Source organism: Fluctibacter halophilus, assembly GCF_020687825.1.
GTDB classification, from domain to species: Bacteria; Pseudomonadota; Gammaproteobacteria; order Enterobacterales; family Alteromonadaceae; genus Fluctibacter; species Fluctibacter halophilus.
Window position 1 is genome coordinate 39,182 of sequence record NZ_JAJEWP010000004.1, and the last position, 14,350, is coordinate 53,531.

At 50.8% G+C, this 14,350-nt stretch carries 17 protein-coding genes; 4 read left to right on the plus strand and 13 right to left on the minus strand.

The genetic code is table 11. The features are described 5' to 3' along the window. Window positions 1-14: 14 nt before the first annotated feature. From rpsH to rplN, 5 genes are read right to left on the minus strand one after another with little or no spacing between them, the layout of a single operon-like run. Window positions 15-407, minus strand: coding sequence for a 30S ribosomal protein S8 (gene rpsH, locus LJ739_RS13405; RefSeq protein WP_229161263.1), 393 nt, complete (start codon window positions 405-407; stop codon window positions 15-17). Between the two features lie 12 nt (window positions 408-419). Next, complete coding sequence (gene rpsN, locus LJ739_RS13410) at window positions 420-725, minus strand: 30S ribosomal protein S14 (protein WP_229161264.1); 306 nt, start codon at window positions 723-725, stop codon at window positions 420-422. Window positions 726-736: 11 nt separating this feature from the next. Continuing rightward, window positions 737-1,276 (minus strand): 50S ribosomal protein L5, encoded by a 540-nt coding sequence (gene rplE / locus LJ739_RS13415; RefSeq protein WP_229161265.1) that lies wholly within the window; start codon window positions 1,274-1,276, stop codon window positions 737-739. A 16-nt stretch (window positions 1,277-1,292) separates the two neighbouring features. After that, the gene (gene rplX / locus LJ739_RS13420) at window positions 1,293-1,607 is read right to left on the minus strand and encodes a 50S ribosomal protein L24 (protein ID WP_229161267.1); all 315 of its coding nucleotides are present in this window, start codon (window positions 1,605-1,607) and stop codon (window positions 1,293-1,295) included. Window positions 1,608-1,619: 12 nt separating this feature from the next. Beyond that, window positions 1,620-1,988 (minus strand): 50S ribosomal protein L14, encoded by a 369-nt coding sequence (gene rplN / locus LJ739_RS13425; protein WP_229161269.1) that lies wholly within the window; start codon window positions 1,986-1,988, stop codon window positions 1,620-1,622. Window positions 1,989-2,331: 343 nt separating this feature from the next. Between rplN and LJ739_RS13430 the strand changes: the two genes are divergently transcribed. Further along, window positions 2,332-2,541: a hypothetical protein gene (locus tag LJ739_RS13430; RefSeq protein WP_229161271.1), complete on the plus strand. Its 210-nt coding sequence runs from the start codon at window positions 2,332-2,334 to the stop codon at window positions 2,539-2,541. Between the two features lie 10 nt (window positions 2,542-2,551). Continuing rightward, the gene (locus tag LJ739_RS13435; protein ID WP_229161272.1) at window positions 2,552-2,737 is read left to right on the plus strand and encodes a hypothetical protein; all 186 of its coding nucleotides are present in this window, start codon (window positions 2,552-2,554) and stop codon (window positions 2,735-2,737) included. A 348-nt stretch (window positions 2,738-3,085) separates the two neighbouring features. Here LJ739_RS13435 and LJ739_RS13440 read toward each other — a convergent pair whose 3' ends face one another. The 8 genes from LJ739_RS13440 to LJ739_RS13475 form a co-directional block, all read right to left on the minus strand. Then, a complete protein-coding gene (locus tag LJ739_RS13440; protein ID WP_229161274.1) occupies window positions 3,086-4,453 on the minus strand; it encodes a DUF4397 domain-containing protein in 1,368 nt (455 codons plus the stop codon). 179 nt (window positions 4,454-4,632) lie between these two features. Further along, complete coding sequence (locus LJ739_RS13445) at window positions 4,633-6,282, minus strand: AMP-binding protein (protein WP_229161275.1); 1,650 nt, start codon at window positions 6,280-6,282, stop codon at window positions 4,633-4,635. 119 nt (window positions 6,283-6,401) lie between these two features. Next, complete coding sequence (locus tag LJ739_RS13450) at window positions 6,402-7,370, minus strand: substrate-binding domain-containing protein (RefSeq protein ID WP_229161277.1); 969 nt, start codon at window positions 7,368-7,370, stop codon at window positions 6,402-6,404. 22 nt (window positions 7,371-7,392) lie between these two features. Beyond that, the gene (rlmB, locus tag LJ739_RS13455; protein ID WP_229161280.1) at window positions 7,393-8,133 is read right to left on the minus strand and encodes a 23S rRNA (guanosine(2251)-2'-O)-methyltransferase RlmB; all 741 of its coding nucleotides are present in this window, start codon (window positions 8,131-8,133) and stop codon (window positions 7,393-7,395) included. Between the two features lie 2 nt (window positions 8,134-8,135). Then, window positions 8,136-10,445: a ribonuclease R gene (gene rnr, locus LJ739_RS13460; RefSeq protein WP_229161282.1), complete on the minus strand. Its 2,310-nt coding sequence runs from the start codon at window positions 10,443-10,445 to the stop codon at window positions 8,136-8,138. 136 nt (window positions 10,446-10,581) lie between these two features. Next, complete coding sequence (fre, locus tag LJ739_RS13465; RefSeq protein WP_229161673.1) at window positions 10,582-11,280, minus strand: NAD(P)H-flavin reductase; 699 nt, start codon at window positions 11,278-11,280, stop codon at window positions 10,582-10,584. A gap of 15 nt (window positions 11,281-11,295) precedes the next feature. Continuing rightward, the gene (gene ubiD / locus LJ739_RS13470) at window positions 11,296-12,786 is read right to left on the minus strand and encodes a 4-hydroxy-3-polyprenylbenzoate decarboxylase (protein ID WP_229161284.1); all 1,491 of its coding nucleotides are present in this window, start codon (window positions 12,784-12,786) and stop codon (window positions 11,296-11,298) included. 60 nt (window positions 12,787-12,846) lie between these two features. Continuing rightward, entirely contained in the window at window positions 12,847-13,392 is a 546-nt protein-coding gene (locus LJ739_RS13475) for a heme NO-binding domain-containing protein (RefSeq protein ID WP_229161285.1), read from the minus strand. 165 nt (window positions 13,393-13,557) lie between these two features. Here LJ739_RS13475 and LJ739_RS13480 point away from each other — a divergent pair, with 165 nt between their 5' ends. After that, window positions 13,558-14,052: a hypothetical protein gene (locus tag LJ739_RS13480; protein ID WP_229161287.1), complete on the plus strand. Its 495-nt coding sequence runs from the start codon at window positions 13,558-13,560 to the stop codon at window positions 14,050-14,052. Between the two features lie 14 nt (window positions 14,053-14,066). Beyond that, a complete protein-coding gene (locus LJ739_RS13485; RefSeq protein ID WP_229161289.1) occupies window positions 14,067-14,318 on the plus strand; it encodes a TIGR02647 family protein in 252 nt (83 codons plus the stop codon). Window positions 14,319-14,350 lie beyond the last annotated feature (32 nt).

Genomic DNA, 14,350 nt, shown 5'->3' on the forward strand with positions numbered 1-14,350 from the left:
TGATACTTCCTCCGTTACGCTACATAACCGATGATCTCACCGCCCATGCCCGCTTTACGCGCTGCACGGTCAGTCATCACACCTTTAGAAGTAGACACGATAGCTACGCCCAGACCACCCATTACTTTTGGCAGCTCATCTTTCTTTTTGTAGATGCGCAGGCCAGGGCGGCTGACACGTTCAATGCTTTCGATTACTCGTTTGCCTTCGAAGTACTTCAGCGTCACTTCCATCACAGGCTTAACGTCACCAGAAACAGCGAAGTCTTCGATGTAACCTTCTTCTTTCAGCACTTTGGCAATAGCCGTGCGCAGTTTAGATGAAGGCATAGATACGGAGATCTTCTGTGCCATCTGGCCGTTACGGATGCGGGTAAACATATCCGCGATAGGATCTTGCATGCTCATATCTGCTACTCCTTACCAGCTGGCTTTTTTCAGGCCAGGGACTTCACCGCGCATTGCTGCTTCACGCAGCTTGATACGGCTAAGACCGAATTTGCGTAGGAAACCATGTGGACGACCAGTCACGCGGCAGCGATTTTGCTGGCGAGTGCGAGCCGAGTCACGTGGAAGTTGTTGCAGCTTCAGAACAGCATCCCAACGCTCTTCATCAGACGCGTTTACGTCGCTGATGATCGCTTTCAATGCTGCACGCTTTTCAGCGTACTTCGCAACGAGTTTGGCGCGTTTTACTTCGCGCGCTTTCATTGATTCTTTTGCCATAACCCTACCCCTTATTTTCTGAACGGGAAGTTGAACGCGTTCAACAACGCACGAGCTTCCTCATCGGACTTCGCACTGGTAGTGATAGTGATATCCATACCGCGAACCTTATCCACTTTATCAAAGTCGATTTCAGGGAAGATGATTTGCTCACGAACGCCCATGCTGTAGTTACCACGGCCGTCGAATGACTTAGGATTCAGGCCACGGAAGTCACGGATACGAGGAATTGCGATTGAAACCAAACGCTCAAAGAATTCCCACATACGTTCGCCACGCAGGGTTACTTTACAGCCAATCGGATAACCTTCACGGATTTTAAAACCCGCGACGGATTTACGAGCAACAGTGACAATCGGCTTCTGGCCAGCGATAGCAGCCATATCGGCTTGCGCATTTTCCAGAATTTTCTTGTCCGCTACTGCTTCACCCAAACCCATGTTCAGGGTGATTTTTTCAATCCGAGGGACTTGCATGACGCTTTTGTAGCCGAACTGCTTAGCAAGTTCGCCCACTACTGTTTCTTTATAGAAATCATGCAGTTTCGCCATCGTACTCTCCAATTAATTAAACCAGTTCACCGTTCGATTTGAAGACGCGAACTTTCTTGTCGCCTTCAGAACGGAAACCTACGCGATCTGCTTTACCCGTTTGAGGGTTAACAATCGCGACATTAGAAACGTGAATGGAAGCTTCTTTCTCAACGATGCCACCAGGGACATTCATGTGAGGGTTAGGCTTCTGGTGCTTCTTCACCACATTCACACCTTCAACGATCAGACGGTCTTCAGACGTCAGGACTTTCAGGACTTTGCCTTGTTTGCCTTTGTCTTTACCGGCCAATACAACAACTTCATCATCACGACGAATTTTGTTAGCCATTATCGTGACTCCTTATAGTACCTCTGGGGCCAGTGAGATGATTTTCATGAACGAATCGCCACGAAGCTCACGGGTTACCGGTCCGAAGATACGCGTACCAATGGGTTGCTTGTTTGCATTAAGCAACACTGCTGCGTTGCTGTCGAAACGGATCGAAGAACCGTCAGGACGACGAACGCCTTTCTTAGTACGCACCACCACTGCATTCAGTACGTCACCTTTTTTAACTTTACCGCGAGGAATTGCTTCCTTGACGGTAACTTTGATGATGTCACCGATATGTGCATAACGGCGATGCGAGCCACCAAGAACCTTAATACACTGAACCCTGCGAGCGCCGGAGTTGTCGGCAACATCCAGGTTAGTTTGCATTTGGATCATGTTAGTGCTCCGCTGTTAAGTAAGACTCTCTCGAGTCGTCTAAGCTGCTAAATCAGCGCGCATTTTAAGCAATGCTTGCTGAATTTTTATACATACCCCGATAAAAAGGGCGCGAAATGATAACAGAAAACATCAGCCTAAGATAGCGCAATTTCGAATTATTTTTGGGCACCGGGGAGGCCGCTGAAAAACACACCGCCATAGGTCCGGAATCCTTGTTATGCCTGGCAATCAGGACCTAAGTACGGCGCCGAAAAAGGCTCAGCACACTACGCTTTGGAAGTCAGTTTGCAGTACACCTCATATGTGCTGACGAAATCATCAAATTCAAGAGGGACCGTAAATGAAACTATTGTCACAACAGCAATACACCGCCGTGAGTGGCGGCAACCTCGGCGTTATTCGCACCATCTTTGAAGCCATTGGCATCGCCATCATCATGGATGACTCCGGCCGAGCCATGGAGCGAGGGTTCCGGGAATCGAGCCGGGAAAGCTTCTCAGACTATTACGACTATGTGGATACCACTGGTCGCTTAAGCGGATATGCGTGAGGACTGAACGATGCAACGACTCGAACAACAACTTACCACCGTGTGCGGCGGAAACTTTATGGATGAAATCTGGTATGAAGTTGGCGCCTACATGCAACGGCTAAGCTCCACCCGATACATGGAAGACATCCATGCCGCGGGACGTGACGGTGAAACACAACAAGTGCGCGAAATGCTCAACGATCCACTGCTTTGAACGCAGGTTGAAACGATGACGATTTATGGCTTTTTTGTACAGTTATTCCGTTTAACCCTACTCTATGTCGCCGTCCTGATGCTGGCACAGGTATGCCTACACTGGACGGGTATTATCGCCACCTGGCGGGGAGGCAATGGGCTGGTGCCCTATGCATTTTTGCTGGCGATAATCACGATATGGGTGTGTTCAAAGAAAGGCACCGTCTCGGCATTGGCTAACAAATCCGCTAAGCACTAAACCAAAGCAAGGTTTATCCCTGATAGCAATTTCGTTGCACATGCGCGTTACGTCGCAGACAAAAAAAAGCGGCTTCTGTCTAGAAGCCGCTTTTCACTGATAGATTCATCAGTACAACAAGGAAATGGCATACCCTGTTGGCGAGTCCGTTGATGGCTCAATGGTGATGATGTAGTTTTGCTCTTCGTTCAAGCCCAACAGTTGGGTGCGATCCAGCAATTGTTGCGTGTCTTCATTGCCATCATAAACAGCAATCAACTCATAGAAATCGCTTGGCAATGACAACTCTTTGGATTCACCAAAATCGATGCTGGACAGCACAAATTGTGCGGATTCGATGGTTTCGTCCTTACGCACGAAATACAAATCAACATCCACGAAGTCCGGTACCAGATTCACTGCGCGTACTTCTTTGTCATACACCTGAGGCAGGTTACTTTCTGCGAAAGACAATGATGACAGCTTTTGTTCCGCATCCATGTACAACACGATCGCTTTACTTTGTCCTTGGTTCAACGTCACCAAGCGGTTGTTGAAGCTCAACGAAGCATCCGCGTTTTGCGCGGACAAGCGATAGTCACCAAACTCAATGTCGGTAAAATCACTCAGGGTATTGGCATCCAAAGCAATCTCTTGCCCTTCAGTGTCGTTACCGTCCAAGCTCACCGTCAGGGTAGCATCGCCATCCAGACTGTTGTAGATACGATACTGAGCAGTAGCGTCTGTATCCGCGTAAGTAGTCACTGAAGACGAATTGGTGATCAGATCAATCTGAACCGCATCCTGGATAGCACCGGTGCTTTCACGGATCGCCAGAACATATTCGGTAGCAAAACCGAAGTTGATGGTAGGACTTTCAAACAACACTTCACTGCCGCCCGGAGCCGTCAGGTAGATGGTGTATTCACCTTCATCGAAGTCATCACTGTCTTCGTCACCGTCCCAGTAAGCAAACTCGTCAAACCCCTGGTAGGTTACTGTACCCAGCAGGTTGGCTGACTCAAACGGCGCGCCGGAATCACTCATGTAAACATCATAGCTGCCATTCGTTTCGATCGTGGAAGTGGCGAACAAACGGAAATGGTCCACCATGTCTTCACGTTCGAAAGTGTACTCTGAAAACACTGGGTTGCTGTAATCGCCAGTCAACATGACCAACGTCTTGTCACCTTCTGACAAGTTGACGGTCATTTCATCAACCAGTACTTGCTGGTCATCGGAGTCGGTGCGATAAAACTCGATGTCAACGTCACCTGCGTCCAGAGAAAACATGCTGGTAGCGTCACCGAAAGCCGCAGATCCCAGGGTACCTTGCTCCACACCGCTCATGGTTGTTACAGCACTGTTCGCAGAGCCATTATAAAATTGTAGATAACCGTCAGGGAATTCGCTGTTGTTGTCGTCACTACCGCCACAACCGGCCAGACCCAGTGAAAGGGCGACGGCTGCCAGGGGGTATCGCAGATTACTTCGCATTAACTCTAATCCTTTATTTATGATTCGAGGGAAAAATAGCCGATGATTTTATATCGAAGTTAGGAGGGATTCACCATGGAAAAGTTCATTCCTTTACAAAAACTTTGCATATTCAGCTCAAATTCATGTAACGAACGATGAATGGCGGTGATTTTTTCACCGCCATAACCACTATTCGCTCATGATGAGGCGGTTAACCATACCACCGGTTGATCGTGTTTCTGATTGATAACATCCGCAAAACGGTCTTCGAGTATGTGCCGTTTTACTTTCAGTGTCGGGGTCAACAAATCGTTTTCGATGGTCCAGGGTTCTGACATTACAATAAAGTGGTCCAGTACCTGATGACTCTCGAGACTGTCATTCACTGCCGTAAGCGTGTTTTGCAAGCTCTGATGCAGCTCATCCTTGGCCTTGTTGCGGGTTTCTTCCGCCAGCACCAGCAATGCAATGGGCTGTTTCAAATTACTGCCGGTTACACACACCTGCTCGATAATGGCATTTTCCATGATCTTGGCTTCAATCGGCACGGGCGTGACATATTTGCCTTTGGCGGTTTTAAAAATGTCTTTTAAACGACCGGTAATGCGCACATAGCCTTCGGCATCAATTTCGCCTTTGTCGCCAGTGCGAAGATAACCATCATCAGTGAACACTTCGGCGGTTTTTTCTGGCTCCAGGTAATACTCTTTCATATTGCACGGGGCTTTAACCTGGATCTCGCCTTCATCAGAAATTCGAATATCCACACCTTCATAAGGTCTGCCGATACTGCCTATCTTATCGACTCTGAACGGTACCGAACCGGTGCCATACGCACTGTTCTCCGTCATCCCCCACCCTTCGGAGATGTTGATGCCGATGCGATGAAACCACTCAATCGTCGCGGGCGAGATAGGCGCGGAACCGCTGGCCCACAAACGGGCCTTATCCAGCCCCAGTTGCTGACGAATTTTACGCGCCACCGCTTTGCCTACAAAGGGGATGGCGAGCAGAAAATTGAGTTTCTTCTGTGGCATTTTCGCCAAGATACCCATTTGGAATCGCGTCCACAGGCGGGGCACAGAAATAAACAACGTCGGCTGAGCCTGCTTAACATCGCGGGTAAAGGTATCCAGGGATTCAATGAAGCTGATTTGCATACCCGAGAAATAGGCTGCCGCTTCGACCAACACACGCTCGGTAATGTGAGCAAGAGGCAAGTAGCTGACAATCCTGTCATCACCGTTGACCGTGAGTGCTTTCAAAGAACTTTGTGCGGCCCAACAAATAGAACCATACGTATGTACGACACCTTTCGGGCTGCCTGTGCTACCGGAGGTATAGATGATCGTCATGATGTCATCCAAGGCGGGGCGGAATTCACCTTCGACAGCTGGGTTCTGGCACATTTGCTCCCAACTGATCTGTGTATCACAGCCGGGATAGGGAAAACCGATGGTTTTAATGTCGTCGGGAATAGCCGCCAACTGCGGCTCTGGGTCGTCCAGCTTGCCGACAAAAACAACCGGGCATTGCGCGTGCTTTAGCACGTATTGAATGGTGCTTTCCCCAGCGGTGGGAAAAATAGGGATAGAGACGTGTCCGGCCATCATGATCGCCAAATCAGCAATAAACCACTCTGCACAGTTTTTCGACAACAGCGCGATATGGCTGCCTTTGGGCAGATCCATGGCCTGCAGACCACTTGCCACACGACGCACAACCGCATCGAACTCGGCCCAGGTGTAGGTTTCTAACTTGTCCCCTTTGGGTTGTTGAAGAAACAGTTTATCGGGATGCGTCTGCACATGTTGATAGTGCATATCGAGTAGGGTTTTCAGCTCCATAACACCGGCCTTCCTGACTAAATGGATAACGAACGAGGGCCATACTGTTCCTCGTCAAAAGACACTCAGACTAATCAGTATGTTAATAAAAAGCTAACCAAATCGAATGATAGAGTAAATTAATTTCGGTGATAATCGGCCAAGATGGGCTGAAATGGGTAGATTTTGGTTCGTTCTGCCACAGGAACAGGTGATGTTTCATACGCGACAATGTATTCCAGTGCCAACACACCGACACGGTGATTGCCACCATAGGTCACAGACATCTTGCCCGCCTGAATCGCAGCGATAGCCTGAGATGTTGCATCGACCCCACCAATAACGGGCAACGTCTCATCGTTGCCATACGTATCCAACGCCCCCAAAGCAATATCATCATTGGCGGCCCACACGATGTGTAACTGACCGTAACGTTGCCGTAGACCCGTCGTCAACGTTCGCGCTTTTGCGCGGTTCCAGTCAGCGACAACCCGTTGCAACATGTCAACCTCCTGCGCGCTGCTGAGTCGTTGCAGCGCACCGCTGTCACGGGCGCGGGAGGTATCCAAAACACGGTCGCCGGATAATACAATCATACGCAGTGGTCTGGCTTCGAAGCGCTTTTTCGCCATGCTGATCAGCGTATCAGCCAGGGTGTAGCCGACCGACGTGTCATCAAAAAATAATTGCCCAACCCATTGCTGATAGACCGTACCTGGCGCCCCTGCAGCCTCGGCCTCCTCGCTGGGGATGGCGGAATTGATCGTCACCAATCGGGTAGCGCTGCCTTCGAAGGCCTCTAACAAGGGCAATGCACTGGCCCCTCTGGGCATGGTAATGATGTAATCTGGGGGGGTAGAGCCACTTAACACCGATTTTACCGGTTGCAGGTATTCAAATCGATTGTCGAAAGGGACCTGCTCAAACCGCAAATCAATGCCCAGTTGCGCAGCTCTGGCGGGCATCGGCTCCATGACCTGATCCCAGAAAACTGACTCACCGGGTCCCGGCCCAACAAACACAACACGTGTGACGGGGCTGGATTGCAGGTCAGACCCATGCACGGCACTGGCCAGAGCCAACAATACACTGCAAAGCGGTCTGAACATTGAGTGCCCTAGTCCAGCAAGATCAGTGTTGGCGCTGACGAACGATTTCATACAGGCAGATGCCCGTCGCCACAGAAACATTGAGACTCGATACACTGCCGGCCATTGGCAGTTTAACCAGTTCATCACAGTGTTCCCGGGTTAACCGGCGCATGCCTTTTCCTTCTGCGCCCATCACCAATGCCATCGGGCCTGTCAGCTTACAATCGTACAGAGTCTGCTGCGCTTCTCCCGCCGTACCGACAATCCATACACCGGCCTGTTGCAGACTTTTTAACGTGCGCGACAAATTGGTTACCGCGATTAAAGGGATCACTTCCGCAGCCCCACAGGCCACCTTTCGGGCAGTCGCGGTGAGCTTGGCCGACTTATCTTTTGGCACCACGATGGCATGTACGCCTGCGGCGTCGGCGGTGCGCAAGCAGGCACCAAGGTTGTGCGGATCGGTAACACCATCCAACACCAAAAGAAGGGGTTGCTCGGTGTTATTTAACAGCGCGTCGAGATCGTTTTCGTCGTACTGTCGACCGGGCTTAGCGCGGGCGACCACACCTTGGTGTTGCTCGCCGTTGACTTTGTCATCTAACGTCCGGCGTTGACAAAACTGTACCGCCACACCAAACCGTCTGGCCTGATTGACGATATTCACCAAACGCTCATCGTCACGGCCTTTTAGCACAAATAATTCGATGAGACGCTCGGGTTCCCTTTCAACAACGGCTTCCAGCGCATGAATGCCATAAAGCCACTCAGATTGTGCCATGCCTACTTCTTCCTCTTTGACGACGAGCGTCGGGTTTTACGTTCACTTTTGTTTTTTGGTGCCGCTTTGGTGCCTCGCTTGTCTTTCTTGGCGCTGGCTTTCTTCACCGGTACAGATTTACCCGAGCGGGTTTTGCCCGCGGGCTCGTCTAACAAAAAGTCGATCTTGCGTTCATCAAGATTAACCGCTGCAACTTTGACCCGCACTTGGTCACCCAATCGGTAGCGGCGATTTCCGCTTTCTCCAATCAACGACTGGTGTACCTCATCAAAATGGTAGTAATCATTCTCCAATGAGGAAATATGCACCAGACCGTCAATATGAAACTCTGCCAAACGCACAAAAAATCCAAACCCGGTGACAGAGGCGATCACCCCCTCAAACGTGTCACCCACGTGATCGAGCATAAACTCACACTTGAGCCAATCGGCCACATCGCGGGTGGCGTCGTCTGCCCGACGCTCGGTAAGCGAGCACTGTTCGCCAAGAGATTCGATATCCTCATGACTGTAGAGCTTGCCGCCGGTATTGTTTTTACGACCAGCCTTTTTATCCAGCACACCTTTGATCGCCCGGTGCACCACCAAATCAGGATAGCGCCGGATTGGCGACGTGAAATGCGCATACGCTTCCAGGGCCAGACCAAAGTGACCGATATTGTCACCGTCATACACGGCCTGTTTCATGGAACGCAGCAACATGGTCTGGATCAGTTCCTGGTCCGGGCGGTTGCGTACCTTCTCTACCACATCGGTGAAGTCACTGGGCTTGGCCCCTTCCCGTATATGGTGTTCAATGCCCACTTCGGCCAAATAGCTGGTGAAGCTGGCTAACCGATCCGCACTGGGCTCATCATGGATCCGGTACAAGCCCTCTGCTTGGTTAGTTTGTAAAAAGTCCGCCGCGGCCACATTGGCCAGGATCATGCACTCTTCAATGAGCTTATGGGCATCATTGCGCACCACCGGCACAATGTGATCAATCTTACGCTGAGCATTGAAGATAAATTTATTTTCCTGGGTCTCAAACTCAATCGCCCCACGACGCTGGCGCGCCCGTTTGAGGGTTTTGAACATGTCATGCAGGTGACGCAAATGATGAACGAAAGGTTCGTAGCGTTTATACAGGTCAGGATCACCCTGCAAAATGCCCCACACCTTGGTATAGGTCAAACGAGCGTGTGAATTCATCACCGCTTCGTAAAACTGATATTCGGTCAATTTTCCCTGCGCACTGATGGTCATTTCACAGACCATGCAAAGACGGTCAACCTGAGGGTTCAGGGAACACAATCCGTTCGACAGGACTTCCGGCAACATGGGGATCACTTGCTCAGGGAAATACACCGAGTTGCCACGATTGATGGCTTCCTGATCCAGTGCAGTACCCGGTCTGACGTAATAGCTCACGTCGGCTATGGCGACCCATAACTGCCAACCGCCTCCGTCGAGGGGTTCGCAGAACACCGCATCATCGAAATCCCGCGCATCCTCACCATCGATAGTGACCAGCGGCAACTGACGCAAGTCGATACGCCCCTGCTTGGCCTGCTCCGGTACCGACTCCTGCAAACCCTCAATTTGCCGCGTCACACCTTTGGGCCACTGATGGGGAATATCAAACGTGCGCAAGGCCATTTCAATTTCCATACCCGGTGCCATATGTTCACCGAGTACTTCCACAATTTTGCCGATCGGATTGACCCGTTTGCGAGGCCGTTGGGTTAACTCAACCACTACGATGTGTCCCTGGCGGGCTGCACCCACCAGCTCAGGAGGGATGATAATTTCGTGGCTGATGCGACTGTCATCCGGGATCACGATCCCCACACCATTTTCAAAGAAATAACGTCCGACTATCGGCTCTGTACGTGGCTCTACCACCCTGACAATCCGGGCCTCACGGCGTCCTCGCTTGTCCAATCCGCTCTCTTTGGCAAGTACCACATCACCATGCAGCACCGTGGCCATCTGAGCATCATGAATGAACAAGTCTTTCTCGCCATCTTCCCGCTTCAGAAAACCAAAGCCATCCCGGTGGCCGATCACCCGCCCACGGATAAGGTCCATTTTGTCCACCAGCCCGTATTTTTTCTGGCGGTTGAAGATGATTTGTCCTTCCCGCTCCATCGCTCTGAGGCGACGTTGAATACCGACGCGACCATCCTCATCGTTAGCATCTACACGCTGGCAGATCTCGAGAAACGACATCGGTTTTTTTTCATCCTGAAGTACCTGTAACAGATACTCCCGGCTGGCGACCGGATTGTCGTATTTCTCTTTCTCGCGTTGGTAGTAGGGATCGTCACTCATGGTGTTCTTTTCAGGCGGGATGTTGGCAACAGTATAACCAACTCAAGGGTTGTTTTGCGAAGCCTTTCGGTTGATTGTCATTTATACCAAGGGGGAAAGCGGCACAGAAACACCGCTTTTCGACCGCCAATAACACTCAGATAAAGTCGTAGGCATCACCAAACAAATGATCCAGCAGTAATCCTTTGGCATGGAAGTCTTCCCGGGCGACACCGGCCATTTCAAACCGACCCGCGACATAGACGTGATAAGGTTCCAATGACACAAAATCTTCAAGAACAGCCTTATGCACCCAGCCGGTCTTGCCGGTCCAATCTGCCGGCGGCTTTTCCACCACAGGGATAAAGGTAAAGTGTTTGAAATCACGTTCAAGCGCTTTTAATTCATCAAACGCGTATAAGTCTTCGAACGTTTGGGCGCCCCAATACAAATACACTGGCTCATGACCGTTAATGGGCAATAGCGCTTGAAGGATAGCACGGGTGTATGAAAAGCCCGTTCCCCCCGCCAGTAACACGGTAGGATGTTGCCCATCGGTCACCAATGCCGCATTGCCATGCCCACCATCAATTGTCACTTGGGAAGCGCTCTGCATTTCGGTGAGCACTTCTGCGGCATATTGATTATCCGCACCTGCGCCAATATGCAGTTCAATCACACCATCTTCACTCGGGGCATTTGCAATCGAAAATGGACGCCGGTCCTGCTCTGACATAACCACCTTCAGGTATTGACCGGGCCGATAATTGAAAGGCTGCTCAGGCTGCAACCGCACACGGCTGACCTGTTGAGTTAACGGTTCGATTGCCAATACGCGGGCTTGTGTTTCTTTCATCATTATTACTTCATCTTAATCGTTTTTAGGTGCTTGGTCGGACAACAAATCCAACGACTCCCACAGTTCATCCACGCGGGCTTTCACAGCATCGTCCATCACAATGGGGTCACCCCACTCCCGGTCCGTTTCGCCAGGCCACTTGTTGGTGGCATCCATTCCCATTTTTGATCCCAGCCCGGAGACCGGAGAGGCAAAATCCAGATAGTCAATCGGCGTGCTTTCTATCATGGTAGTGTCTCGGGCAGGATCCATGCGGGTCGTAATCGCCCAAATCACGTCCTGCCAATCACGGGCATTCACATCGTCATCACACACAATAACAAACTTAGTGTACATAAACTGGCGCAAAAACGACCACACGCCCATCATGACCCGCTTGGCATGACCAGGATATTGCTTTTTCATTGTCACCACGGCCATTCGGTAAGAACAGCCTTCCGGTGGCAGGTAAAAATCGACGATTTCCGGGAACTGCTTTTGCAAAATGGGCACAAACACTTCATTCAGTGCCACGCCAAGGATCGCCGGTTCGTCAGGCGGTCGGCCGGTGTAGGTAGAATGGTAAATGGGGTTTTTACGGTGGGTAATGTGGGTCACCGTAAATACCGGAAAATCGTCCACTTCATTGTAATAGCCGGTATGGTCTCCGTATGGACCTTCCGGTGCCGTCTCTCCTGGCGCAATATAACCTTCCAGTACAATTTCGGCACTGGCCGGGACCTGAAGGTCGTTACTGATCGATTTCACCACTTCGGTCTTGTCGCCGCGCAACAGGCCGGCAAACGCATACTCCGACAGGGTGTCAGGTACCGGTGTCACAGCACCAAGAATGGTGGCTGGATCAGCCCCCAACGCCACGGACACCGGATAATTCTGGCCGGGATTCAGGTCGGTGAACTCTTTAAAATCCAGCGCACCGCCACGGTGTGACAGCCAACGCATGATCAGTTTGTTTTTCGCCAATACTTGCTGACGGTAAATGCCCAGATTCTGGCGTTTTTTATGTGGCCCTTGGGTTATCGTTAATCCCCAGGTAATCAGAGGTGCAGCATCCTTTGGCCAGCAACGCTGAATAGGAAGACGGGTCAAATCGACATCATCGCCCTGCAACACCACTTCCTGGCAGGGTGCTTTGCTGACCGTTTTGGCCGGCATGTTGAGCACCTGCTTAAACACGGGCAACTTTTCCCACAAGTCTTTTAAGCCTTTTGGGGGCTCTGGTTCTTTCAGATAAGCAAGTAACTGACCGACCTCACGCAGGGCTGATACATCCGGTTGTCCCATGCCCATAGCCACTCGTTCGGGTGTACCGAACAAGTTAGCCAGTACCGGAATGTTGTAGCCCTTGGGGTTTTCGAACAACAATGCAGGTCCGCCGGCACGTAACACCCGGTCGGCAATCTCGGTCATTTCCAGATCGGTATCAATGGGGTGCGTGACACGCTTCAGTTGCCCCATTGATTCAAGTTTGGTGATAAAATCCCGTAAGTCTTTGTATTTCATATCGAAGACAGTAGACGTGTGATAGCGGGATTATAAACGTGTCGTCGATGACTTACGAGTCTAGTCGCTTTTCATCTGCTCTGTAACGGAAATTTCGTACTCACCTGTCGCCGAAGGCTCGGAGATTTGGACCTCAACAGGAGACTTGAAATGCATCCCAGCTCCTTCGATCATGCCGCAGGCCACAGAAATGAGACGATGATTGGAACGGTAGGACAATCGAATATGGTTGCCTTGTGTTTCAAGCACGCCAATGTGCGGCAATTCGGCTTCCGGGTATTGATCACGCACCTGTTTATGTACTTCGCTGTCCAGGGATGCCAGCATTGGGATCACCCGTTGATACGGCGTCAGCATTTTGGCATGACGGGTGGCAAAGCGAGAGAACAAATAGCGGCCGAAATGCAGTTGCAAGCGTGCTTCACTGACCCCGGTACGACGTGATGTCACGGTCAGCAAGCGTTTGAAATCTTCAAAAGGATAATAGCCGTCCGGTTTGTACATGCCTCCCACGGGGGCGCATTGCGACATCACCTCGGTAACCAGCGTTTTTCCAAAGTTATCTTCTAACAATTCAGCAAAGCTCGACATTACTACACCCAACACGACCTTTCTCCAACCTCATCGTTTTCAGGATCAACTATAGCCCAGCCCGGTCATCACGATAATTAGACATTAGTTCATAACGTTTACCCGTTTGGTCCCTGCAACTTTGAGCTTGCAGGCATAACACACTACGATGAGAGACAATGACATGAGAGGGAATCCGCAATGAAACCGATATTAATGGCTTGCTTGACCTTGCTGTGGGCCGGCAGCAGTTTCGCCAGTTGCGAAACACAACACTATCAGGCATTTGACTTCTGGCTAGGACAGTGGCGAGTGGAAACAGCGTCCGGCAAACTGGCAGGGCACAACCGCATCGAAAAGACACTCAATGGTTGCGTGGTTACCGAGCATTACACGACCGCCAAAGGATACGAAGGTAACAGCCTCAACATCTATGATCGACAAACCGGACAATGGCATCAGACCTGGATGGACAATTCCGGGCTTTTGTTACAGCTCGATGGTGGTATGGTAGACAATGCAATGGTCTTGCAAGGCCAGGGCAAAAATGCGCAGGGTGAACCTGTTACACACCGTATTACCTGGACGCCCAATCCAAATGGTACGGTACGGCAACACTGGGAATCGTCGACTGATAGTGGTGTAACCTGGCAAACACTGTTTGATGGGACATACTATCGTGACGCATCCGACTAGCCAAAGGAGTCCTTATGGCGTTTACGCAACACATGGCAGAAGAGCTCGATCTGCTGTTAAAGTTTCCAACCCAGAGCATGATGCAAGGCCTGAAAATTCATCACGATGCACCGGCATCAACGGTCGCTGCGGCACAACGACTGTTTGACAAAGGGATCATCAGCCAACCTGACGGTGGATACCTGACCGATCTGGGTCACGATCTCATCGATCACGCGCAGCGACTGGCAATGGCTCTGACCCCAAAAACCGCCTCGTCAGGGTGAAGGATTTGGAATCGGGGCCGATAAAACAGGAG

Excerpts from the sequence above, each read along its gene's own strand:
- rplE (WP_229161265.1), bottom strand. The coding sequence starts at position 1,276 with ATGGCGAAACTGCATGATTTCTATAAAGAAACAGTAGTGGGCGAACTT.
- LJ739_RS13430 (WP_229161271.1), top strand. The coding sequence starts at position 2,332 with ATGAAACTATTGTCACAACAGCAATACACCGCCGTGAGTGGCGGCAAC.
- LJ739_RS13435 (WP_229161272.1), top strand. The coding sequence starts at position 2,552 with ATGCAACGACTCGAACAACAACTTACCACCGTGTGCGGCGGAAACTTT.
- ubiD (WP_229161284.1), bottom strand. The coding sequence starts at position 12,786 with ATGAAATACAAAGACTTACGGGATTTTATCACCAAACTTGAATCAATG.
- rpsH (WP_229161263.1), bottom strand. The coding sequence starts at position 407 with ATGAGCATGCAAGATCCTATCGCGGATATGTTTACCCGCATCCGTAAC.
- LJ739_RS13450 (WP_229161277.1), bottom strand. The coding sequence starts at position 7,370 with ATGTTCAGACCGCTTTGCAGTGTATTGTTGGCTCTGGCCAGTGCCGTG.
- rplX (WP_229161267.1), bottom strand. The coding sequence starts at position 1,607 with ATGGCTAACAAAATTCGTCGTGATGATGAAGTTGTTGTATTGGCCGGT.
- rlmB (WP_229161280.1), bottom strand. The coding sequence starts at position 8,133 with ATGGCACAATCTGAGTGGCTTTATGGCATTCATGCGCTGGAAGCCGTT.
- rpsN (WP_229161264.1), bottom strand. The coding sequence starts at position 725 with ATGGCAAAAGAATCAATGAAAGCGCGCGAAGTAAAACGCGCCAAACTC.
- LJ739_RS13485 (WP_229161289.1), top strand. The coding sequence starts at position 14,067 with ATGGCGTTTACGCAACACATGGCAGAAGAGCTCGATCTGCTGTTAAAG.
- rnr (WP_229161282.1), bottom strand. The coding sequence starts at position 10,445 with ATGAGTGACGATCCCTACTACCAACGCGAGAAAGAGAAATACGACAAT.
- LJ739_RS13480 (WP_229161287.1), top strand. The coding sequence starts at position 13,558 with ATGAAACCGATATTAATGGCTTGCTTGACCTTGCTGTGGGCCGGCAGC.
- fre (WP_229161673.1), bottom strand. The coding sequence starts at position 11,280 with ATGAAAGAAACACAAGCCCGCGTATTGGCAATCGAACCGTTAACTCAA.
- rplN (WP_229161269.1), bottom strand. The coding sequence starts at position 1,988 with ATGATCCAAATGCAAACTAACCTGGATGTTGCCGACAACTCCGGCGCT.
- LJ739_RS13440 (WP_229161274.1), bottom strand. The coding sequence starts at position 4,453 with ATGCGAAGTAATCTGCGATACCCCCTGGCAGCCGTCGCCCTTTCACTG.
- LJ739_RS13445 (WP_229161275.1), bottom strand. The coding sequence starts at position 6,282 with ATGGAGCTGAAAACCCTACTCGATATGCACTATCAACATGTGCAGACG.